The organism is Oceanobacillus sp. Castelsardo, assembly GCF_001659985.1.
Taxonomy (GTDB): domain Bacteria; phylum Bacillota; class Bacilli; order Bacillales; family Amphibacillaceae; genus Oceanobacillus.
This window is the reverse complement of the sequence record NZ_LYCS01000001.1, coordinates 564136-588450: the sequence shown is the minus strand read 5'-3', so window position 1 is coordinate 588450 and position 24315 is coordinate 564136. Positions and strand designations below refer to the sequence as shown.

General features: G+C 35.0%; 23 protein-coding genes. All 23 read left to right on the top strand.

Translation table 11 applies throughout. The annotated features are described in order from the left end of the window. Window positions 1-191 precede the first annotated feature (191 nt). Window positions 192-3758 carry a chromosome segregation protein SMC gene (gene smc, locus A9178_RS03005; protein WP_068672423.1) on the top strand — a complete coding sequence of 1189 codons (3567 nt, stop codon included), beginning with the start codon at window positions 192-194 and terminating at the stop codon, window positions 3756-3758. A gap of 14 nt (window positions 3759-3772) precedes the next feature. After that, a complete protein-coding gene (ftsY, locus tag A9178_RS03000; protein ID WP_068672422.1) occupies window positions 3773-4774 on the top strand; it encodes a signal recognition particle-docking protein FtsY in 1002 nt (333 codons plus the stop codon). A gap of 93 nt (window positions 4775-4867) precedes the next feature. Next, window positions 4868-5185: a putative DNA-binding protein gene (locus tag A9178_RS02995; protein WP_068672421.1), complete on the top strand. Its 318-nt coding sequence runs from the start codon at window positions 4868-4870 to the stop codon at window positions 5183-5185. Between the two features lie 13 nt (window positions 5186-5198). Next, window positions 5199-6542: a signal recognition particle protein gene (gene ffh / locus A9178_RS02990; RefSeq protein WP_068672420.1), complete on the top strand. Its 1344-nt coding sequence runs from the start codon at window positions 5199-5201 to the stop codon at window positions 6540-6542. 134 nt (window positions 6543-6676) lie between these two features. After that, window positions 6677-6943, top strand: a complete 267-nt coding sequence (rpsP, locus tag A9178_RS02985; protein ID WP_068672419.1) for a 30S ribosomal protein S16 — start codon at window positions 6677-6679, stop codon at window positions 6941-6943. 20 nt (window positions 6944-6963) lie between these two features. Next, window positions 6964-7191, top strand: coding sequence for a KH domain-containing protein (locus A9178_RS02980; RefSeq protein WP_068672418.1), 228 nt, complete (start codon window positions 6964-6966; stop codon window positions 7189-7191). Window positions 7192-7437: 246 nt separating this feature from the next. Next, on the top strand, window positions 7438-7827 hold the full coding sequence (locus tag A9178_RS02975) for a YlqD family protein (RefSeq protein ID WP_068672417.1): 390 nt from the start codon (window positions 7438-7440) through the stop codon (window positions 7825-7827). Window positions 7828-7845: 18 nt separating this feature from the next. Further along, the gene (gene rimM / locus A9178_RS02970) at window positions 7846-8361 is read left to right on the top strand and encodes a ribosome maturation factor RimM (protein WP_068672416.1); all 516 of its coding nucleotides are present in this window, start codon (window positions 7846-7848) and stop codon (window positions 8359-8361) included. Next, the gene (trmD, locus tag A9178_RS02965; RefSeq protein ID WP_068672415.1) at window positions 8361-9101 is read left to right on the top strand and encodes a tRNA (guanosine(37)-N1)-methyltransferase TrmD; all 741 of its coding nucleotides are present in this window, start codon (window positions 8361-8363) and stop codon (window positions 9099-9101) included. Before rimM ends, trmD begins: the two co-directional genes overlap by 1 nt. Window positions 9102-9240: 139 nt before the next feature. Beyond that, window positions 9241-9585 carry a 50S ribosomal protein L19 gene (gene rplS, locus A9178_RS02960; protein ID WP_068672414.1) on the top strand — a complete coding sequence of 115 codons (345 nt, stop codon included), beginning with the start codon at window positions 9241-9243 and terminating at the stop codon, window positions 9583-9585. A gap of 387 nt (window positions 9586-9972) precedes the next feature. After that, window positions 9973-10533 (top strand): signal peptidase I, encoded by a 561-nt coding sequence (lepB, locus tag A9178_RS02955; RefSeq protein WP_068672413.1) that lies wholly within the window; start codon window positions 9973-9975, stop codon window positions 10531-10533. 7 nt (window positions 10534-10540) lie between these two features. Then, window positions 10541-11383 (top strand): ribosome biogenesis GTPase YlqF, encoded by an 843-nt coding sequence (ylqF, locus tag A9178_RS02950; RefSeq protein ID WP_068672412.1) that lies wholly within the window; start codon window positions 10541-10543, stop codon window positions 11381-11383. Between the two features lie 164 nt (window positions 11384-11547). Then, complete coding sequence (locus A9178_RS02945; RefSeq protein WP_068672411.1) at window positions 11548-12348, top strand: ribonuclease HII; 801 nt, start codon at window positions 11548-11550, stop codon at window positions 12346-12348. Window positions 12349-12391: 43 nt separating this feature from the next. Then, window positions 12392-13588 carry a hypothetical protein gene (locus tag A9178_RS02940; protein ID WP_156520688.1) on the top strand — a complete coding sequence of 399 codons (1197 nt, stop codon included), beginning with the start codon at window positions 12392-12394 and terminating at the stop codon, window positions 13586-13588. Further along, window positions 13585-13854 carry an EscU/YscU/HrcU family type III secretion system export apparatus switch protein gene (locus tag A9178_RS02935; protein WP_068672409.1) on the top strand — a complete coding sequence of 90 codons (270 nt, stop codon included), beginning with the start codon at window positions 13585-13587 and terminating at the stop codon, window positions 13852-13854. The genes A9178_RS02940 and A9178_RS02935 overlap by 4 nt, the downstream gene beginning before the upstream one ends. Before the next feature lie 92 nt (window positions 13855-13946). Then, window positions 13947-15107, top strand: a complete 1161-nt coding sequence (gene sucC / locus A9178_RS02930) for an ADP-forming succinate--CoA ligase subunit beta (protein ID WP_068672408.1) — start codon at window positions 13947-13949, stop codon at window positions 15105-15107. Between the two features lie 24 nt (window positions 15108-15131). Next, window positions 15132-16034, top strand: coding sequence for a succinate--CoA ligase subunit alpha (gene sucD / locus A9178_RS02925; RefSeq protein WP_068672407.1), 903 nt, complete (start codon window positions 15132-15134; stop codon window positions 16032-16034). Window positions 16035-16621: 587 nt separating this feature from the next. Then, entirely contained in the window at window positions 16622-17524 is a 903-nt protein-coding gene (gene dprA, locus A9178_RS02920) for a DNA-processing protein DprA (RefSeq protein ID WP_068672406.1), read from the top strand. Between the two features lie 510 nt (window positions 17525-18034). Next, complete coding sequence (gene topA, locus A9178_RS02915; RefSeq protein WP_068672405.1) at window positions 18035-20110, top strand: type I DNA topoisomerase; 2076 nt, start codon at window positions 18035-18037, stop codon at window positions 20108-20110. Between the two features lie 358 nt (window positions 20111-20468). Further along, entirely contained in the window at window positions 20469-21383 is a 915-nt protein-coding gene (gene xerC, locus A9178_RS02910; protein WP_068672404.1) for a tyrosine recombinase XerC, read from the top strand. A gap of 144 nt (window positions 21384-21527) precedes the next feature. Continuing rightward, complete coding sequence (gene hslV, locus A9178_RS02905) at window positions 21528-22073, top strand: ATP-dependent protease subunit HslV (RefSeq protein WP_068672403.1); 546 nt, start codon at window positions 21528-21530, stop codon at window positions 22071-22073. A gap of 19 nt (window positions 22074-22092) precedes the next feature. Beyond that, a complete protein-coding gene (gene hslU / locus A9178_RS02900) occupies window positions 22093-23484 on the top strand; it encodes an ATP-dependent protease ATPase subunit HslU (protein ID WP_068672402.1) in 1392 nt (463 codons plus the stop codon). Between the two features lie 29 nt (window positions 23485-23513). Continuing rightward, window positions 23514-24293 carry a GTP-sensing pleiotropic transcriptional regulator CodY gene (codY, locus tag A9178_RS02895; RefSeq protein WP_068672401.1) on the top strand — a complete coding sequence of 260 codons (780 nt, stop codon included), beginning with the start codon at window positions 23514-23516 and terminating at the stop codon, window positions 24291-24293. Window positions 24294-24315: the final 22 nt, after the last annotated feature.

Sequence of the window (24315 nt, the reverse complement as noted above, 5' to 3'; positions counted from 1 at the left end):
TCGAAATACGAGAGGCTCCCTTTGTTTTAAGGGAATAATGAATTTTTGTTTTATATGTTCTAAATAATGGTATTAGAGTACAATACAAATATGCCTATTTCATATGTTTATGGTAAAATAAATGCGGTAAAAAACCAATGACTTTTGTGAAAGAACGAAAATGGTTCTTTTTTAGATATAGGAGAATGAAAATGTATTTAAAACGGTTAGAAAGTGTTGGATTCAAATCATTCGCTGAACGTATCAGTGTTGATTTTGTTCCAGGTGTTACTGCTGTCGTTGGTCCCAACGGTAGTGGTAAAAGCAATATAACAGATGCAATCAGATGGGTGCTTGGAGAACAATCAGCAAAATCGTTACGTGGATCCAAAATGGAAGATATTATTTTCCAAGGTAGTGATTCAAGAAAACCGTTAAATGTAGCTGAAGTAACATTAGTTTTGGACAATCAAAGTCATTCATTGCCATTAGATTACGATGAAGTAAGTGTGACAAGAAGAGTATATCGATCTGGTGATAGTGAATTTTATATTAATAAACAATCATGTCGTTTAAAAGATATTATAGATTTATTTATGGATTCCGGTCTTGGCCGTGATGCCTTTTCAATTATTAGTCAAGGAAAAGTAGAGGAAATTTTAAGTTCCAAAGCGGAAGAAAGACGAACGATTTTTGAAGAGGCTGCCGGAGTCTTGAAATATAAACAGAGAAAGAAAAAAGCAGAATATAAATTAGCTGAGACTCAAGAGAATTTAAATCGTGTGGAAGATATTATTCATGAAATTGAACAACAGAAAGGGCCTTTAGGGGAACAAGCCGAAAAGGCTAAAAATTACACGAAGCTAAAAGAAGAGCTGAAGCAAGAGGAGATATCCCTTTTAATTACTGAAATTGAAAAGCTTCATAATGAATGGAAAACATTGTTGGATATAATTAATGAGGAAAGAAATGAAGAAATCACTATCAAAACCTCCATTCAGCAAAAAGAATCCAAAATTGAAAAACAAAGATTACACATGGATAAATTGGATAGTGATATTGAAAAACGGCAAGACGAATTACTTCAGACTTCGGAATTACTTGAAAAATTTGATGGTAAAAAACAATTATTTAACGAACGGTCGAAACACTTTGATGAAAATAAGCAAAAGTTAGAACGATTAAAAGAAGAAACTGCAGAAATTATTAGGAATCTAGAACATGAATTATTAGATGAGCAAAAAAAATTAACGAACTTATTAGATTCTAGAAAAAAAACCAAGCAACAAATACAAGAGTTACAGGAGAAATTGGCAATCAGTGAAGAGTCTATTTCTGAACAGATTGAAGGCTTAAAGTCTGATTATATTGAAATTCTTAATAACCAAGCAGCTATCAGAAATGAAAAACAATCCATGAAACAACAAAAGCAACAAATATCCGGAAAGAAAGACAGGCAAGCTTCAAGGAATAAAGATCTATTAAGGCAAAGGGAAGAACTTACGTTAGAAAAAGAAGTAGTAGAATCCAAATTAATTCAACAAGAAAAATTATGGACAAAGACCAAAGAAGAAGCGTCCGGTATGAAATTGAAATTGGAAGAAGAGAAAAATCTGTATCAAGAATCTCAAAAGAAGCTTTATCAGGGTTATCAATATATAGAAAAGTTGAAATCAAAAAAAGAAATGCTCGAAGAAATGAGAGAAGACTTCCAAGGTTTTTTCCATGGTGTTAAGGCTGTTTTAAAAGCACGTGGGCAAAAAAAGTTAGAAAATATTCATGGAGCAGTTATTGAACTGATTGATGTTCCAAAAGATTTTATTACAGCTATTGAGACCGTGCTTGGTGGGCAGGCTCAACATATTGTTGTACAAGATGATCTTGCAGCTAGAAATGCAATCCAGTGGTTAAAACAAACGAATAATGGTCGCGCAACTTTTCTTCCCCTAGAGTCTATTCAAGAACGATTTATAACGAATGATGTACTTTCACAAGTTAACAAACATCCAGGGTTTATAGGTATTGCTGCTAACCTCGTTCAAGCGGAACCACTTTATCATAGAGCCGTTAATCATTTAATGGGGCATGTAATCATTTCGAAAACATTAAAGGATGCCAATGAAATTGCTAAAGTGATTCAACGGAGATTTCGTGTTGTAACGTTAGATGGCGATGTTGTCAATCCTGGAGGGTCTATGTCTGGTGGTGCATTAAAGAAAACGAATCAATCTTTATTTTCTAGAGATAAAGATATAAAAGAATTGAATGAAAAAATAAATCAATTTCAACAAAAAATTACCTTATTTGAACAAAAAATGGCTAATCAAAAAGAAAAAGTTTCCAATGTAGAAACTCAATTTAAAAACAATGAAGAATCATTAGTACAAGAACAACAATCATTGCAAAAACTTCAGTCCTATTGCAAAGAATTAGAACTGAAATTGGATTCCTTAAATAGCAACCTCTCTATATATGATCAGGACCATAAGCAATATATTGAAGAGAGTGAGCGGTTAGAAAAAAGGGATAAAGAACTAACAAAAAAATTGCATGATATAAAACACGAATTGGAAGAAATTCAAAAGAAAATGGATCGGCTAAGTGAAGAAGAAACGCAACTTAGAGATAGTAGAGAGGTAATGCAACAAGAACTACATCAATTTCAAATTTCTTTAGCAGAACTGGTAGAAAGGGTTAGAAACCAGAAGGAAAAGGTGAATTCCATTGAAACAAGATTAGCAGAGTCCAATAATCTGTTGGTTTCCTATAAAAATGACCTAAATAATTTGTATGAAATGGCATATATCGAGGAAACAGAGGAAGAAATTGATCAGAAGCTGGAATTAAATCGTGAGAAAAAAGAAGAGTTGACCAATCTAATTCAAAAAAGACGCTTACATCGTTCTCAACTAACACAGATTATTCAAGATGAGGAAAGGGAACTAAAAGAGGAAAATAAAAGACATCAAGCTTTTGTTCAAATGATACAACAAAAAGAAGTCCAAGCGAATCGAATAGACGTAGATTTGGAAAATAGGTTAACCCATCTACAAACGGAATACACGATTACTTTTGAAAAAGCATCAAAACTTTATGAAAAAGTAACGGATATGGAGAAGTCAATAGCCCTTGTAACCCAAATTAAGACAAAAATTGAAAGATTAGGAATGGTTAATTTAGGGGCAATTGACGAGTACGACAGAATTTCCGAACGATATGAGTTTTTAACTGGTCAAAGAAACGATCTTGTAGAAGCAAAGGATACGCTATATTCCGTTATTTCGGAAATGGATGAAGAAATGATAAAACGGTTTGATGATACGTTTTCTAAAATTAAAGAAGAATTTGTAGTTGTTTTCAAGCAATTATTTGGTGGCGGTCATGCGGAATTAAAATTAACCGATCCAAAACACTTATTGGATACAGGTGTGGAAATTATCGCCCAGCCACCTGGGAAAAAACTGCAAAACCTAGGACTTCTATCTGGTGGAGAACGATCTTTAACTGCTATAGCCTTACTATTTGCTATTTTACGAGCACGTCCAGTACCTTTTTGTATATTAGACGAAGTTGAAGCCGCATTAGATGAAGCTAATGTTGCTCGATTTGCAAAATATATTAAATTGTATAGTGAAAACACACAATTTATTGTTATCACACACCGTAAAGGAACGATGGAAGAAGCGGATGTACTTTATGGAGTATCGATGCAGGAATCAGGGGTTTCACGATTAGTTTCTGTCAGACTTGAAGATACGAAGGAATTAATTAATACTTAAGGAGGTAGTTCATAATGGGGTTTATGGATAAATTGAAAAGCAAGTTTACGCAAAACAAAGAAACAAAAGAGGTAAGTGAAAAATATAAAGAAGGTATGAAAAAAAGTAGAAATACTTTTTCCGGAAAGATTAACGACCTAATCGCTAGATATCGTAAAGTTGATGAAGACTTTTTTGAAGAATTGGAAGAAGTACTTATTACTGCAGACGTAGGGGTTATGACAGTAATGGACTTGATTGACGAATTAAAAATGGAAGTAAAACGTCAAAATATTAAAGATACAAGTGAAGTAAAAAACGTAATTTCGGAAAAGTTGGTTGAGATTTATCAAGGTGCCGATGAGGAAGAAATTAAAACATTAAACATTCAAGAAGAAGGTTTATCCGTTATTCTAGTAGTTGGTGTGAACGGAGTAGGGAAAACAACTTCTATTGGAAAATTAGCAAATCAATTAAAACAACAAGGAAAAAATGTTGTACTTGCTGCAGGAGATACATTTAGAGCAGGTGCTATTGAACAGCTTGAGGTTTGGGGTGAACGTGCTGGTGTTGATGTTATCAAACAAAGTGCTGGAAGTGATCCAGCAGCTGTCATTTTTGATGGTATAAAAGCTGCCAAATCAAGAAATGCAGATGTTTTAATTTGTGATACAGCTGGAAGACTACAAAATAAGGTCAATTTAATGAATGAGCTTTCTAAAGTAAAACGTGTAATAGAACGTGAAATTCCAGGTGCTCCACATGAAGTGTTATTAGTATTAGATGCGACTACAGGTCAAAACGCATTAAATCAAGCGAAAACTTTCGCTGAAGCAACAGATGTAACTGGAATAGTTTTAACGAAATTAGATGGTACTGCTAAAGGTGGTATTGTACTCGCAATACGTAATGAATTAAATATCCCAGTAAAATATGTTGGACTTGGAGAAAAAGTGGATGACCTTCAGCAATTTGATGCTCATGCATTTGTCTACGGGTTATTCGCAGATATGTTAGAAGAAGAGGAAGAAGAATAATTTGGTATCAATATAATCTTTAATCCTTGACAGACAACCTTGTTAAAGTATGATATTATGTAAAGGAGATTCACTTAACAAAGGGGTGACGTTTTGATAGAGAAAACAACCCGGATCAATTTTTTATATGACTTTTATCAAACTTTATTAACTTCAAAACAACGAAACTATATGGAATTATACTATTTGGAAGATTATTCTCTAGGTGAAATTTCTGAACTATACCAAGTATCTAGACAAGCTGTTTATGACAATATTAAGCGAACTGAATCGATGCTTGAGTCCTATGAAAAGAAGCTTCACTTATATGAACGCTTTTTAAAACGTTCTTCTATATTAGGAAAAATGGAAGAATGCACTTCAGATGAAAATATTCAATCTTTCATACAGCAATTAAAAGAATTAGATTAGGGGGACACCTTCTATGGCATTTGAAGGATTAGCTGACCGTCTGCAAAGTACAATTAAAAAAATTACTGGTAAAGGTAAGGTTTCAGAACAAGATGTCAAAGAGATGACTCGTGAAGTACGCCTTGCATTATTAGAAGCAGACGTTAACTTTAAAGTTGTTAAAGACTTAATTAAACGAATTAAAGAACGTGCTGTTGGACAGGAAGTTATGGAAAGTTTAACTCCTGGACAACAGGTTATTAAAGTTGTTAAAGAGGAATTAACGAATTTAATGGGTGGAGAGCAAAGTAAAATAACCGTTGCGGACCGTCCACCAACAGTTATTATGATGGTAGGTTTACAGGGGGCTGGTAAAACAACAACCACTGGAAAGTTAGCTAACCATCTACGTAAAAAACATAACCGCTCTCCATTGCTCGTAGCATGCGATGTATACCGCCCAGCGGCTATTAATCAATTAGAAACGCTTGGTCAACAATTAAGTATGCCTGTTTTTTCTATGGGAACAGAAGCTAATCCGGTAGATATTGCTACAAAAGCTATTGAAAAAGCGAAAGAAGAACACAATGATTATGTAATCATCGATACCGCTGGTCGTCTCCATGTTGATACCGATTTAATGGATGAATTGCAGCAAATTAAAGAAAATGTCAAACCAGATGAAATATTCTTAGTAGTAGATGCTATGACCGGGCAGGATGCAGTTAATGTTGCCGAGAGCTTTAATGAACAGCTAGATTTAACTGGTGTTGTATTAACTAAATTAGATGGGGACACTCGTGGTGGTGCTGCTTTATCTATTAAAGCTGTAACTGATAAACCAATTAAATTTGCCGGAATGGGTGAAAAATTGGATCAGTTAGAACCATTCCATCCTGAGCGTATGGCCTCCAGAATTTTAGGTATGGGAGATGTACTTTCCCTTATCGAAAAAGCACAAGCAAATGTTGATGAAAAACAAGCAAAAGAATTAGAAGAAAAAATGCGTACGATGTCCTTTACATTCGATGACTTTCTTGAACAAATGGGACAAGTAAGAAATATGGGGCCATTGGACGAGCTTATTAACATGATTCCAGGTGCGAATAAGATGAAAGGTCTTAAAAATGCCCAAATTGATGAGAAACAACTTTCACACGTAGAAGCAATTATTCAATCGATGACAAAAAAAGAGAGGCAAGAACCTGGCCTTATTAATGCTAGCCGTAAAAAAAGAATTGCGAAAGGATCCGGAACTACCGTATCCCAAGTTAATCGCCTCTTAAAACAGTTCAACGAAATGAAGAAAATGATGAAGCAAATGACCAATATGCAAAAAGGAAAAAAAGGCAAAGGATTTAACCTTCCGTTTATGTAAAAAAGCGTAAGCGCCCGGTAATTTGACTAATTCATTACTACTTTATATAATGTAATGGAAAAACACTTTACAGACAAAAAAATATCTGTTAGAATCATATCTTGTGAATAACATTAATGGAGGTGCTATGAAAAATGGCAGTAAGAATTCGTTTAAAACGTATGGGATCTAAAAGAAACCCATTCTATCGTATTGTTGTAGCAGATTCACGTTCTCCTCGTGACGGACGTAATATTGAACAGGTTGGAACTTACAATCCAGTTTCTAACCCTGCTGAAATTAAAATAGATGAGGAAAAAGCACTTGATTGGATGAAAAAAGGTGCTAAACCAAGTGATACAGTTCGCAACCTATTCTCACAACAAGGCATCATGAAAAAATTCCACGAACAAAAAAACTAATAGTAAAGTAGTGTGATATCATGAAGGCCCTAATAGAATCGATTGTAACACCGCTCGTTGATAATCCTGAAGACATTGTTGTAAATCGAACAGAAGAAGATAGTAAGATTGTATATCATCTTACTGTTCATAAAGATGATGTTGGTAAGGTTATTGGTAAGAACGGACGTATTGCAAAGGCGATTCGAACAGTTGTATATGCAGCTAAATCAGATGGGAAAAAACGCATTTACTTAGATATTATGTAAGCAAAGGGAAAGGAACCGGTTGGTTTTACTTTCCCTTTTCTGTTTGATAAGATAAGTATAAAAATTTAGTCTTAATATTAGCCACGTCTAGCTCCGGCGCCCAGCGACTAGCGAGACTTCCTTCACCTCCGTACGTCACTACGAAGCACGGGATGTAGCGAGTACAGGCGTTGCGACAGGACGTTGCGTTCTTAGACTGTAAGGGCGCTTGCGCTTTTGTGCATTTTGTGAGAGTGAGGAAAAGGAATGAAGATAATAAAAAAAATCCTAGTCAAACAAATAGTTACTGAGAAAAGTAGAAAAAAAATAATGGATCAGTTTCATAATCAAAAAATGCGACTTGAACAAGAGTGTCAACAACTTCTGTTTGAAAAAAAGAAATTACAAAATAAATCAGGTGTTTCCAAACAAGATGTAACACGTAGGTTTCAAAATGAAATTAATAAACGCAAGGAAAAAATGGATCTTATTGATTTTAAAATAGAACAAATGGAGATGCTTGATTTAGGGGTAGAAATTGTAGAAGATGAAGTTGAAGCTCTTGTTGAGGTCACAGAAGGAATGCATTGGGAAGAAATAATGAGCGAGCAATCCATTGTTATAAAAGATGGAATGATCGTACGTGTCGATAAATAGAGAAAGTTTGGTGTTGATATGACAATAAACATGTTTAATGTTGGAAAAATTATAAATACACATGGTATCCGTGGGGAAGTTAAAGTTTTACGGATTAGTGATTTTGATGATCGCTTTCAAACGGGTGGTATTCTTTACTTAGATAACAATAAGGGAGAACCATTAAAATTAGTCATTGATGGACACCGTATACATAAAGGGTATGATCTTTTGCAATTTGAAGGGTATCATAATATCAATGATGTGGAGAACTTTAAGGGATTATTTTTGAAAATAAAGGAAGAACAATTGACGGAATTAGATGATAATGAATTTTATTATCATGAAATTATTGGATGTGAAGTGCATACTACCGATGATCGGTATATTGGTAAAATTAAAGAAGTTTTATCTCCTGGAGCAAATGATGTATGGGTTGTGAAGCAGCTGAAAGGGAAGGATATTTTAGTACCTTATATTGAAGAAGTAGTGAAGTCTGTCGATATAGATGCAAAAAACGTTACGATTGAACCAATGGAAGGATTGCTAGATTAATGCATATAGATATTCTTACCTTATTTCCAGAAATGTTTACAGGGGTATTTCAGAGTTCTATTCTTAAAAAGGCAAGTGAGAGAGAACAGTTCAGCTACAAATTAGTGAACTTTAGGGATTATACAGAAAACAAGCATAATAAAGTGGATGATTATCCATATGGCGGTGGTGCTGGGATGGTCTTATCCCCACAACCTGTTTTTGATGCGGTCGAATCTATCTCTAAAAATATAGAAGGTAAAAAACCACGAATTATATTAATGTGTCCACAAGGCGAACCTTATAATCAAAAAAAGGCTGAGGAATTTGCTAAAGAGGAACATCTTATCTTTATTTGTGGGCATTATGAAGGTTATGATGAAAGAATTAGAACCCATCTTGTCACAGATGAAATATCGATTGGGGATTATGTATTAACTGGCGGAGAGCTAGGTGCTATGGTGGTGGTGGATAGTGTTGTTCGCTTATTACCTCAAGTATTAGGAAATGAAGAGTCTGCTGTTCAAGATTCATTTTCTACTGGTTTGTTGGAACATCCACATTACACACGTCCAGCAAGTTTCCGAGGAATAGAAGTCCCACCTGTTTTATTATCTGGTAATCATGCAAAGATTGAAGAATGGCGTAGAGAACAATCATTGAAAAGAACGTATGAACGAAGACAAGACTTACTTCAGTCAACACAATTGTCTAATGAGGATAAGCAACTATTAAATAAAATAAAGAATGAAAATAATTGAATACAATACTTTAAATATAGTTGAATAAATAATTGATTTATGCTATATTAATGATTGTGCTTAAGTTCGTTTAAGCCGTAAAACGATGTTCCGCTGTCCCTAGAGGATGATGAACATTAGTTTGGAAGGAGAGTTTAAAATGCAACAATTAATTGCAGACATTACGAAAGATCAATTACGTACAGACCATCCTGATTTCCGTCCTGGAGATACTGTTAAGGTTCACGTTAAAGTTGTTGAAGGTACTCGTGAGCGTATCCAGATTTTTGAAGGTGTTGTTATTAAACGTCAAAACGGTGGAATCAGTGAAACATTTACAGTAAGAAAGATTTCTTACGGTGTAGGTGTAGAACGTACATTCCCAGTACATTCACCTCGTGTGGATAAACTAGAAGTAGTTCGTCGTGGTGCAGTACGCCGTGCTAAACTTTACTACCTACGTAATCTACGTGGTAAAGCTGCGCGTATTAAAGAACGCCGATAATTTAGAAAAGCGTAAGCGCCCGTTTAGCGACGTACGGACTGGACTGAGCCGTAGGAGATAAAGGAAACACGCCTCTTCATAGAGGTGTGCCGACGTTGGCCGCAAAGGCCGGTTTTAGTCGGCCTACCTTAAGTACCTCGAGTCGATGTTGACTTATCGTACGAAGGTGAAGGAAGTCTCGCTAGTCGTTGGGCGATTGAGCTAGACACAAAAACTGTATAACAGTAATAAAAAAGGAACTTGCGTAATGGACCAAGTTCTTTTTTTATTACTTAAGAACTAAGTATCTGATTTGGTATATGATTATTATATTAATTAGTTCTCATTAAATTCGGTTGATATGATAAAATAAAATACAAAGAGATTGCGTGACGTGGAGGAGAACGCATGGCAAATAAAAAGAAAGAATGGTTTGATTGGTTAAAAGCATTATTACTTGCATTGGGCTTGGCACTTGTTGTACGTATGTTTTTTTTCTCTCCAATCGTTGTCGATGGACCATCGATGTTACCCACCTTACATGACAAAGACCAAATGATAGTTAATAAAATTGGGTATAACATTGGAGAACCAGATCGTTTTGACATTGTAGTATTTCATGCGTCTGCTCAAAAAGATTTTATTAAAAGGGTAATTGGTTTACCCGGTGAACACGTTGCAGTTAGGGATGAGGTTTTATACATAAATGGAAATCCTGTTGAAGAACCCTTCTTAAATGAACAAAAAAGGAATATGGGACCTTATGAAACCTTAACAAATGATTTTACATTGGAAGAGTTACCGGGTGAATTCACGACTATTCCAGAGGGTCATGTGCTCGTGTTAGGGGATAATCGAGGTAACTCTACTGATAGTCGAATGTTAGGGGTTATTTCGATGGATCAAATTGTAGGGAAAGCAAGTTTAATTTATTGGCCTCTGGATAGAATGCAAATCGTAGGAGAGTAAAAACATTATGACTATACAATGGTTTCCGGGACACATGGCAAAGGCGAAAAGGGAAGTAGAAGAAAAATTAAAATTAGTTGATTTTGTAATAGAATTAGTTGATGCTAGAGCACCATTATCTTCACAGAACCCAATGCTTCAACAAGTATTACAAACTAAATCTAAAATGATTGTGATGATGAAAAAGGATTTAGCAGATACGAAAATCACGGAGCAATTTTTAGCTTATTTCCAAGAACAAGGAATACCCGCAGTAGCGGTGGATGTGAATGAAAAAGAGGATATAAAGAAAGTTATTCAACTAGCAAAGCAACTAGGACAAGAAAAAATTAAAAAATTAGAAAAAAGGGGTATTAAACCTAGGCCAGCAAGAGCGATGATTGTAGGAATCCCAAATGTAGGGAAATCTACACTTATAAATCGACTTGCGAACAAAAAAGTAGCGAAAACAGGAGACCGACCTGGTATTACGAAACATCAATTATGGATTAAAGTTAAAAAAGACTTTGAACTTCTAGACACACCGGGAATTCTTTGGCCTAAATTTGAAGATCAAACAATTGGCTATCGTTTAGCAGCAACTGGAACAATTAAAGATCAATTATTATCGCTACAAGATATAGTTGCTTTTGTTATTTCCTTCATGCAAGAGCACTACCCGAATCAATTGGTGGAAAGATATCAAATTGAACACGATATGGATGATATGTGGGAAATCTTTGTTAAAATCGGAAAACTTCGCGGAGCTTTAGAAAGTGGAGGGAATGTGAATTTTGACAAAGTAGCCGATATTGTATTAAGGGATTTAAGAACCGGAAGACTTGGTAAAATAACGCTTGAAAGGCTATAATATTCAAGTGATTTTTCAATAATGACATCCATCTAAAATTGATGGATGTTTTATTGTTTAGCAGGAGGAAAGTTATCATTCTTTGTATAGTGCAACTAAGGCATTCTCCCAGCAAAACTGCGAAAATCAAGTCAATATAGATAATGAGAGAGTTAGGTGTATTCATGAAAAAGCAACCTATTTCAGAGCTTAAAAGGTTATTTGGAGAGGGATTAATAACAGCGGAGCTAATTAGTGAGCTAAAACTAGATGAACGTAAAGGCGTTCAAAATTTAATAAAGAGCTATGAAAACCAAAAACGTAAAGAAATAGAATTAGAAGTAAAGTATCATGAAATGTGTCAAATAGAAAATAGAGCTAGGTTACATGGAAAACAATATATAGCAGGCGTTGATGAGGCTGGGAGAGGCCCATTAGCAGGTCCGGTCGTAGCCGCAGCTGTTATACTACCAATGGATTTTAAATTATTAGGACTAAACGATTCCAAACAACTTAATGAAGAAACTAGAAAAAAATACTATGACATAATAATTGAAAAAGCAATAAGTTATGGTGTGGGAGTAGTGGATAGCAGAAAAATTGATGAAATTAATATTTTTGAGGCTACTAAATTAGCTATGATGAAAGCTATAAAAGGTCTCAATGTTTTCCCGGATCACGTTTTAATAGATGCAGTAAATTTGAAAAACCTTACATGTACTTACGAATCGATTATAAAAGGGGATGCAAAAAGTGTATCTATTGCTGCTGCAAGTATTATAGCAAAAGTAACGCGTGATGGGATTATGGAAGATATACATAAAAAATATCCAGAGTACGACTTTGCATCAAATATGGGGTATGGTACCAAAATTCATATGGAAAAATTAAAAGAACTGGGTGCAACTCCATATCACCGTTATACATTTAGCCCTGTGAGAAATGTGATCAGCATGAAGGAGGAAGTTACAGCTGGAAACAAGTAAAATATTCGGAAAGATACATTCACCGTCTTTGTTAAATAAATCCATGCTAAGGCAAGGTCAGATAGTAAGAGGAAAAGTTTCCAAATTATACCCTAATAATATGGCCCAAATTCAATTAAAGAATCAAACTGTTATAGCGAAACTGGAAATACCATTAACGATAGGAGATCGTTATCATTTTCAAGTTCATGTCTCAAATCAAGTACTTTACTTAAAGGTAATTGGTAAAAAGTTAAAAAATCAATCTAAATTAGATGTACCGGTTTTATTAAAAAATTTAGGGGTGAAAAATACAGAAGCTAACCGTTTGTTTGTACAAAAATTGATGGTAGATGGAGTTCCATTTGAAAAGACACAACTGTTACAAGCTCTTCAATTATTAGAAAAATATAAGGATAACGAACAAGTGAAAGACGTATTAAAAGAATTAATTCAACGAAGATTACCCTTAACTGATTCCATATTTCAAGCGATATATTCTAAAAGTACGGACAATCAGTCTAAGCTAATTCGTAATTTGATAAATGAACTTCAAAGTCAAGAAAAATTTACTAATGCCTATACCATGCTACAGAGTTTTGTCAAACCAGATCCAATGCTAGGTAACAATAATATTGAAATGAAACCTAAACAACTGTTCCTTCATCATCTTCATCAGTTTTTGTCAAATAGTGGATTAGACTATGAATATACGATAAGGCAACAGGGTGACATTCATCTACCATCTATTAAGGGATATTTACTACAAATGTTATCGATGGATGGGGAGCATCAAATTCATGCAGAAAAACTTCTTCACCATCTAAATGGAATGCAATTAAACACAATAAACGAAACAGACAATTTCATCCAAGTTAATTATAATTTGCCAGGTGAGGTATTAGGGCTAAAAAAAGATTTAGATTTAGAACTAAAAAGTAAAAAAACAAAAAAAGGAACGATTGATCCGAATTACTGTAGAATTTATTTTTATTTAGAACTTGAGTATCTGCATGAAACAATAATAGATATGCATATACAACAAAGAAATGTGACTATTACAGTGTATAATAATGTCGAAGGATTGAAAGAAAGGACCTTCTCGTTACAAAAACGGTTAAAATCCGGATTAGAAAAACTAAATTATCATCTAACGAACGTTTTATTTAAACCAATGCCATCTGAATCTAATATTACAAATACTCTTTCTAATAAAAAATATAATCCATCCAATTTTACAGGAGTTGATTTTCGAATATGACTAATAAAAAAGCAGTATCCTTAAAATATAACCAAAAAAAGAATCCAGCTCCTGTAGTTACTGCAGTTGGAAAGGGGAAAACGGCGGACGAAATTCTTGAAATTGCGTCACAAAATCAAATTCCGATTGTAGAAGACATTGCGTTAGTAGAATTGCTCTCGAAACTTAATATAAACGAGGTAATTCCAGAAGAATTGTATGAAGCAGTTGCAGAGGTATTTGCGTTTATATATAATACTGAACAGAGCATTAAACAAAATAAATGACAATTTTGTGATAATTTAAGATTGTTTTTCTTGTTTAAATTATGTTTTTTTTATACAATGAAATTGCAGTAATTATACTAGGAGGATGAACAATGAACATTCACGAGTACCAAGGTAAACAAGTTTTACGTGAATTTGGTGTAAAAGTTCCCAATGGACACGTAGCATATACAGTGGATGAAGCTGTAGAAGCAGCAAAAAAATTAGGTAGTGCTGTAACCGTTGTCAAAGCGCAAATCCATGCTGGAGGACGCGGGAAAGCTGGCGGTGTAAAGGTAGCTAAAAATTTGGATGAAGTTCGTACATATGCAAATGAAATTTTAGGAAAGACTTTAGTTACCCATCAAACAGGATCAGAGGGGAAAGAAGTAAAGCGCCTTCTTATTGAGGAAGGATGCGATATCAAAAAAGAATATTATGTTGGTGTTGTTTTAGATCGCGCTACTTCTCGTGTTGTTATGATGGCGTCTGAAGAGGGTGGAACAGAAATTGAAGAAGTAGCTGCAGAAACCCCTGAAAAAATATTTAAAGAGGTAATTGATCCAATTGTTGGACTAGCACCTTATCAAGCTCGTAGACTAGCATTTAATATTAATATTCCAGATGAACTAGTTGGGAAGGCTGTTAAATTCATGACAGGCTTATATGATGCTTTTATTGCAAAAGATTGTTCCATTGCAGAAATCAACCCATTAGTAACAACTGGTGATGGGGAAGTACTTGCATTAGATGCTAAACTTAACTTTGATGACAATGCTTTATACCGTCAGCCTGAAATCATGGAATTACGAGATTTAGAAGAAGAAGATGAAAAAGAAATCGAAGCTTCTAAATACGACTTAAGTTATGTTGCATTAGATGGAAATATCGGTTGTATGGTAAATGGTGCAGGACTTGCTATGTCCACGATGGATATTATTAAGTATTTTGGCGGCGAACCGGCAAACTTCCTTGATGTTGGGGGCGGAGCAACTGCTGAAAAAGTAACGGAAGCATTTAAGATTATTTTATCCGATCCTAATGTAAAAGGTATTTTTGTAAACATCTTTGGTGGAATTATGAAATGTGACGTTATTGCGGAGGGTGTTGTAGAAGCAACAAAACAAGTAGGTTTAGAGATTCCGTTAGTCGTTCGTTTGGAAGGTACCAATGTTGACCTAGGGAAGAAAATCTTAAATGAATCTGGATTGAATATTACTTCAGCAGATTCTATGGCTGACGGTGCTCAAAAAATTGTAGCAATGGTGAAATAAAATTGAAAGAAAGGACGTACAAAAATGGGCGTATATTTAAATAAAGACACGAAAGTAATTGTCCAAGGAATAACTGGTGGAACTGCTAGATTCCATACAAAACAAATGCTTGAATATGGTACGAAAATTGTTGGTGGTGTAACCCCCAAAAAAGGTGGTTCAGAAGTAGAAGGTGTACCAGTTTTTAATACATTACAAGAGGCGGTTAGTAAAACTGGAGCAACGGTTTCTGTTGTTTACGTACCTGCACCATTTGCAGCAGACGCAATTTTGGAAGCGGTTGATGCAGAATTAGATTTAGTAATTTGTATCACGGAGCATATCCCGGTAATGGATATGGTAAAAGTTAAACGTTATATGGAAGGTAAGAAAACTAGATTAATTGGACCAAACTGTCCTGGAGTAATTACTTCTGATGAATGTAAAGTAGGAATTATGCCTGGATATATCCATACAAAAGGACACATTGGTGTAGTTTCTCGTTCCGGAACGTTAACATACGAAGCGGTACACCAATTATCCCAAGCTGGCTATGGTCAAACATCTGCTGTTGGGATTGGTGGAGACCCTGTAAACGGAACGAACTTTATTGATGTTTTAAAAGCATTTAATGAAGATCCGGAAACAGAAGCAGTAGTAATGATTGGAGAAATTGGTGGTACTGCTGAAGAAGAAGCAGCAGAATGGGTTAAAGCCAATATGACTAAACCGGTAGTAGGGTTCATAGGTGGTGCAACTGCTCCTCCAGGAAAACGTATGGGACATGCAGGAGCTATTATCTCAGGTGGTAAAGGTACTGCAGAAGAAAAAATACGTGTTATGAACGAATGCGGAATTGCTGTAGCAGATACACCTGCAGTAATCGGCGAAACGATGATCAAAGTCCTAAAAGAAAAAGGACTAGATCAAAAATGTAAAACACATTAAGAAAAGCGAAAGTAGCCGTTTAGCGACGTACGGACTGGACTGAGCCGAAGGAGATAAAGGAAACACAACGAACGGAGTGAGTTGATGTTGACTTATCGTACGGAGGTGAAGGAAGTCTCGCTAGTCGCTGGCTACTTGAGCTAGCCAAGAAAAGCGAAAGTAGCCGTACAGACTAGGAACGCGACGTCCTGTCGCAACGTCTGTACTAGCACATCCTTTGCGTCGTAGCGACGTACGGACTGCGCCTGGCCATGCCAGGCGGTCCGATGTTGACGCGCAAAGCGTCGGTCTTAATCGGACATTCCCCTCCCGAAGGAGATAAAGGAAACACAACGAACGGAGTGAGTTGATGTTGACTTATCGTACGGAGGTGAAGGAAGTCTCGCTAGTCGCTGGCTACTTGAGCTAGATAAGAAAAGCGAAAGTAGTGTAATAGAACCTAAAAGACTATCTTCTTTTAGGTTCTATTAACTATTAAAAAACTTAGTATCCGCTATAAGATTTGGCGAATGCTCTAGTTGCGCTAATGCAGATTAGTAAAGCTTATATAACTTATCTGCTAAACATTACATATAGGACGTGATGAATTGAATAATAATGTTCGCCTTCGCTTGATCCACATCTCCAGATGCCGCGGTATAACAAGAAGGATAATTCGTAGGCTTCTCCAAATTGATTCCACGTTAAGTGGTGTCTATAAATTAACTCCCCATGAAATTTCAAAACACCTCCAAATCCCCTTTAAAAATGCCACATTATTTTATCAAGATCTTCATCAAAATAGAATGAAGAAACAATTAATAAAGGATTTAAGATTATATAAAACTATTACAATAGTTGACGAAAACTATCCAGCCATGTTAAATACAATAAAAGATGCACCTCTTGTTTTATATGTTAAAGGAGACCTATCATTACTACAATATAAACAGAAGTTGAGTGTAATTGGTACTCGAAACCCATCCAAAGAAGCTATGATCAAATTAGAACATATCGTTAAGCCGTTAGTGAAGGATAATTGGTTAATTGTTAGTGGTTTAGCCAAAGGAATAGATAGCCTCGCTCATCAAACTGCTTTAATCAATCAGGGTAAAACAATTGCTGTATTAGGAAGTGGATTTCATCATATATATCCAAAACAGAATACAAACCTATTTCATCAAATAGCTAAATATGGACTAGTTTTATCTGAGTATCCACCAGATATTCGACCTGTTAAGTACCATTTCCCTGAACGGAATCGGATTATAAGTGGACTTAGTTTTGGAACTTTAGTAATTGAAGCAACTGAAAAAAGCGGAACCTTAATTACTGTGGACCAGGCACTAGACCAAGGAAGAGAAGTATATGCTGTACCAGGCTCTCCAACCATTCCCCAGACGAAAGGTTGCCATCAAATGATTCAAGATGGTGCTAAGTTAGTTCAATCCCCTATTGATATTCAAGAGGATTGGGACTATTTATCCAAGGTTAACTGGTTGGCCGACTAAAAACTCAGGCGTCCTATTACAATGTAGGAATTGGCATGTCTTAGAATCCAATTACTCGTCCAGCTGCAATTACTTCGACCCAACTGAATGAAGAGTTGCTTTATCGGTAAATGATGATAAAAACGAATATCAGTAACAGTTTGTTTGACAAATTCATTATAACTATTTAGTATTAGTGAAGATTTCAAAATTATTTAGTAAGGTAATATAATAGCCAGAAAGTATATAAAATAAGATAACGAAATAAAAGTAAAGACTAATTAAAAGCTTTTTTATTCCTACTTTACTAGCTGTAGCTCTAAACAAGTAGAATTCAATTAAAACAAGGATAGAAAATAGGAGGCAGCGAGTAAAATACTACTGGGTTCAACAGATATTTAGTGAGAGGTAAATCTGACTAAAAATATAGCGATGCTACCAGCACATTCTGTCGTCGTACCTCCCACCGAAGAAATTCAACTTTATAAACTATTTCTGTATATTGCCAACCTCATCTTAGGAGGATCATAGATGAAAGATTATCTAGTTATTGTAGAATCACCTGCAAAGGCGAAAACAATTGAACGCTATTTAGGAAAAAAATACGAAGTTAAAGCTTCAATGGGCCATGTCCGTGATTTGCCCAAAAGTCAAATGGGTGTAGACGTTGATGAAAATTTTAAACCAAAATATATTACGATTCGTGGTAAAGGCGATGTGTTAAAAGACTTACGTAAATCAGCAAAAAAGGCCAAAAAAATATATTTAGCAGCGGACCCGGACAGAGAAGGGGAAGCAATTGCTTGGCATTTAGCGCATATCTTAAATGTAGATGAAACTTCAGATTGCCGCGTCGTATTTAATGAAATTACAAAAGACGCTATTAAAGAATCATTCAAACATCCTCGTTCGATTGATATTGATCTAGTGAATGCACAACAAGCTCGACGTATTTTAGACCGATTAGTTGGATATAATATCAGCCCTATACTATGGAAAAAAGTGAAGAAAGGGTTAAGTGCCGGCCGTGTTCAATCGGTGGCAATGAAACTAATCGTAGATCGTGAAAAAGAAATTCAAACCTTCAATCCGGAAGAATATTGGTCGATTCAAGCCGAATTTTTAAAAGACGGGACAATGTTTGAAGGCTCATTTTACGGTGAAGATGGAAAGAAACAAGAATTAAAGACGGAAGCCGATGTAAAAAAAATTACAAACCAATTAGAAAAGAAATTTACCATTGAAAAAGTTACAAAACGAGAGAGAAAACGCAACCCGGCTCAACCTTTTATTACCTCATCTTTACAACAAGAAGCAGCGAGGAAGTTAAATTTTAGGGCAAAGAAAACAATGATGATAGCCCAACAGTTATATGAAGGGATAGATTTAGGTAAGAAATCTGGAGGAATCACTGGATTAATTACGTATATGCGTACAGATTCTACTAGAATTTCGGATACTGCAAAATCAGAAGCCTATGATTATATTTTAGAGAAATTTGGTAAAGAGTATCATGGGGAAAATAAACCTAAAAAAAATAAAGAGGGTGCACAAGACGCTCATGAAGCTATTCGCCCAACTTCAGTAAATAGAGATCCGAAATCATTAAAAGAAATACTATCAAGAGATCAATACAGATTGTATAAATTGATTTGGGAACGCTTTTTAGCAAGTCAAATGGCACCTGCTATAATGGATACAATGACGGTTCATTTATATAGTAACAATGTGGAGTTCCGTGCAACGGGTTCAAAAATTAAATTTAAAGGTTTTATGAAAGTATATATTGAAGGAACAGATGATAATAAAAAAGTTGAAGAGAAATTTCTTCCAGATTTATCTGAGGGTATGGTTGTGGATTCAAAGGAAATTATACCGAATCAGCACTTTACTCAACCACCTCCACGATATACAGAGGCAAGGTTGGTAAGAACAATGGAAGAACTTGGCATCGGAAGGCCTTCCACATATGCACCAACACTAGACACAATACAACGTCGTGGATATGTTACTTTAGATAATAAACGATTTATACCGACTGAACTTGGTACAATCGTCAATGAATCAATGGAAGAATTTTTCCCTGAAATAATCGATGTTGATTTTACAGTGAAAATGGAAGGTGACTTAGACTCCATAGAGGAAGGTCAACGTAACTGGGTTTCTACTATTGATGAATTTTATAAAGGCTTTAGTGAGCGTTTAGAAAAAGCTGAAAAAGAGATGGAAAAAATAGAGATAAAAGACGAGCCAGCTGGAATAGACTGCGAAGAATGTGGTCACCCAATGGTGTATAAAATGGGGAGATACGGAAAATTCTTAGCATGTTCTAATTTTCCAGATTGTAGGAATACCAAACCAATATTGAAAGAGATTGGTGTAAAATGTCCGAAATGCTCGGAAGGAAATATAGTCGAACGAAAATCTAAAAAACGAAGAACTTTTTATGGGTGTGATCGTTTTCCTGAATGTGATTTTGTATCCTGGGATAAACCGATACAAAGACCTTGTCCAAAATGTGAATCACTGTTAGTGGAAAAGAAAAACAAAAAGGAAACACAAGTACAATGTACAAATTGTGATTATAAAGAAGAAGTTCAGAGTTAAAGATATAGGCTGTTCACTAAAAGTGAATAGCCTTTAACATTGCAATAAATAAAATTTTGAAAACAAGAATAATATCTTACGTTTTTGGCTATAAAAGAAGTATATATTTATTCACATAATATTCACATTTCACCCGTATATCTAAAAAGATTGAATTGTAATTTATTGACTATATAAAAAAGAATAGCTATAATTGTCAATTGTTGATTGCGCAAATAAACAAATTGCGTGACAAATCAAATAATTATGTTATAATCATAATGTGCAAAACCTTTCAGAATTTTATTTCAATTCTGTTAAATTGATTGCAAATGAAAAATAATTATGGTATGATTTTAACGCTAAATGGGGTGGATAAATGCCAGAATTGAATTTTGTAAGATACTCCGAACTTTTTATGGAATATTTACAAATCGAGAAGAATGTTTCCCCCTACACTATTATGTTTTACCAAAAAGACATTGAAATTTTTTTTGCCTTTTTAAAGAAAGAATCTATATACGAATTGGCACAGATTGATACGACTGTAATACGATTATTCCTTACCCAACTTTATGAGGAACAGCTAAGTAGGAAATCAGTATCTAGGAAAATCTCTTCATTAAGAAGTTTTTTTAAATTCCTGGAAAGAGAAGGGTTGAATACTGGTAACCCATTTGCACTTATAACGTTACCGAAAGATAAGAAAGCAGTTCCTACCTTTTTATATAAAGAAGAAATGGAAAAATTATTTGAGGTAAGTGATATAACAACACCACTAGGTCAACGCAACCAAGCATTAATTGAAATATTATATGGTACGGGTATCCGTGTAAGTGAATGTCAGGAGATCGTATTAAAAAATATTGATTTCTCCATTGGAACAATCTTTATTAGAGGAAAAGGAAATAAAGAACGTTACGTTCCATTTGGAAGATTTGCAGAAATTGCCCTTGAAACATACTTGAACGAAGGTAGATTGATTTTGCAACAAAAATCGAAAACTGAATCTGATGCTCTTTTTTTAAATGCAAAAGGAACCCCTTTAACTGCAAGGGGAATAAGAGTTATTTTAAATAAAATGGTTAATGATGCTGCATTGACAGTTCATGTTCATCCTCATAAACTCAGGCACACTTTTGCAACACATATGTTGAATGAAGGTGCAGATTTACGAATTGTTCAGGAACTTTTAGGGCATGAGAATCTATCGTCTACACAAATATATACCCATGTCACAAAAGATTACTTACGAGATGTTTATATGAAAAGTCATCCGCGAGCAAAAGATTAATTTACCAGAAAAGAAATATATATCTTCTTTTTCCTGGGGCTCCAATTACTCGCCCCACGGTAAAGGTTTGCATAAGTGTAACTAAGGCATTTGTAAGTTTAGGAGCAAATTCTAAGTTTACTAATCATATTTGAGGTGAGATGAGTGACTATTGAAATGCATGCAACAACAATATTTGCTATTAAGCATAATGGGCAATGCGCCATGAGTGGAGATGGCCAGGTGACATTAGGTAATGCAGTCGTAATGAAACATAAAGCTAAAAAGGTAAGAAGATTATTTAATGGGCAAGTCTTGGCAGGTTTTGCGGGTTCTGTTGCTGATGCTTTTACATTATTTGAAAAGTTTGAAGGGAAATTACAAACATATAATGGTAACTTAACACGTGCTGCAGTGGAGCTAGCGAAAGAATGGCGTAGTGATAAGGTGTTAAGAAAATTAGAAGCAATGCTTATTGTCATGAATAAAGATCAGATGTATTTAGTATCTGGTACGGGAGAGGTCATTGAACCTGATGACGGGATTCTAGCAATTGGTTCAGGTGGTAATTATGCCCTAAGTGCTGGAAGAGCTTTAATTAAGTATTCTGAAGGGTTAACAGCAAGAGAAATTGCTCAAGCGGCTCTTGAAATTGCTGGGGAAATTTGTGTATTTACGAATGATCAAATTACTTTGGAAGTACTTGAATAGAAGGAGGTCTATCTAATAAATGAGTATTCGTTATACTCCTAGAGAAATAGTGGACCAATTAGATAAGTATATTGTAGGACAGAAGAACGCTAAGAAGTCAGTATCAGTTGCCTTAAGGAATCGCTTTAGAAGAATGCAATTGGAAGATTCTTTAAAAGATGAGATTATGCCAAAAAATATTTTGATGATGGGTCCCACTGGAGTTGGTAAAACAGAAATTGCGAGAAGGCTAGCTAAACTTGTCGGTGCGCCTTTTGTTAAAGTGGAAGCAACTAAATTCACCGAAGTTGGGTATGTTGGTAGAGATGTAGAATCTATGATTCGGGACTTGGTAGAGATGTCTATTAGAATGGTTAAGGAAGAAAAAATAAATGAAGTTAAAGAACAAGCTGAAAGAGAAGCTAATCGTAAACTTGTAAAATTGCTTCTTCCACAGGCTAAAAAACAAAATACAATAAAAAATCCTCTTGAAATGCTTTTTTCAACTCAATCATCCGAAGAAGAAAGTAATAATAATGAAAGAGATGAAGAGTTTAACGATAGAAGAAGTCAAATTGAACAGAAACTTGCACTTGGTGAATTAGAGGATCACATGGTTACAGTGGAAATTGACGAAATGCCACCATCTATGTTTGACATGCTTCAAGGGTCGGGTATGGAACAAATGGGAATGAATATGCAAGATATGTTTGGTCAATTTATGCCAACGAAGAAAAAGAAACGCAAACTCCCTGTATCGGAGGCAAGAAAGGTTTTAACTAACCAAGAAGCGCAAAAATTGGTTGAAATGGAAGAAGTGGCGCAAGAGGCCGTTGAATTGGCGGAACAGTCTGGAATCGTCTTTATTGATGAAATTGATAAAGTGGTTGGTAAAGACAATAGTTCAGCAAATGTTTCTAGAGAAGGGGTTCAGCGGGACATTCTACCAATCGTCGAAGGGTCTACTGTGATGACGAAGCATGGAGCAGTAAAGACCGATCATATACTTTTTATAGCTGCAGGCGCTTTTCATATGGCAAAACCTTCTGATTTAATACCTGAATTACAAGGGAGATTTCCGATAAGAGTAGAATTAGAGAAATTGTCCGTTGAAGATTTTAAACGTATACTTACAGAACCTTCCAATGCTTTAATCAAACAATATCAAGCATTACTGAAAACAGAAGGTATAAATGTAATATTTACTGACGATGCTATTATTAGACTGGCAGAAATTGCATTTCAAGTAAATCAAGAAACCGATAATATTGGAGCAAGAAGACTTCATACAATCTTAGAAAAATTATTAGAAGATTTATCTTTTGAAGCACCAGATATAACGATGGAAGAAATTAAGATTACACCTAGCTATGTGGATGAAAAACTTAAATCAATAGCTGAGAATAGAGATCTTAGTCAATTTATACTATAGTTTGAAGAATGAAATGGAGGATTTACAACATGAAACTATTAGACCGAGCAAGAAAAATTAATGCAATGTTACAAAAAGCAACTGGGAAATCTGTAAACTTTAATGATATGTCCGCATCTTTAAGAAATGTACTTGGTGGGAATGTTTATATCTTAAGTAGACGCGGAAAATTACTTGGATATGCTGTAAACCAAGAAATTGCAAATGACCGCATGAAAAACATGTTAGAAGAAAGAAGATTTCCTGAAGAATACACTCAAGGACTTTTCAGTATTCATGAAACAACAGCAAACCTAGACATTAACAGTCAATATTCTGTATTCCCTGAAGAAAACAAAGAATTATTTAAAGATGCTCTAACAACAATTGTTCCTATCATTGGTGGCGGAGATCGTTTAGGTACGTTGATTCTAGGTAGAGTAGATGATAGCTTTAATGATGATGATTTACTATTAGCTGAATATGGTGCAACAGTTGTAGGTATGGAGATTCTTCATGAAAAAACGGAAGAAATCGAAATGGAAGCAAGGAGTAAAGCTGTTGTACAAATGGCAATTAGTTCATTATCATATAGTGAATTAGAGGCAATTGACCATATCTTTGAAGAATTAAATGGAATGGAAGGACTATTAGTTGCAAGTAAAATAGCTGACAGAGTAGGTATTACGAGATCAGTAATAGTTAACGCACTAAGGAAATTAGAAAGTGCCGGTGTAATTGAGTCACGTTCATTAGGGATGAAAGGTACTTATATTAAAGTGTTAAATGACAAATTCTTAGTTGAACTTGATAAATTACGTTCAAGATAAAGAGTAAAGAATATGTTTGTTT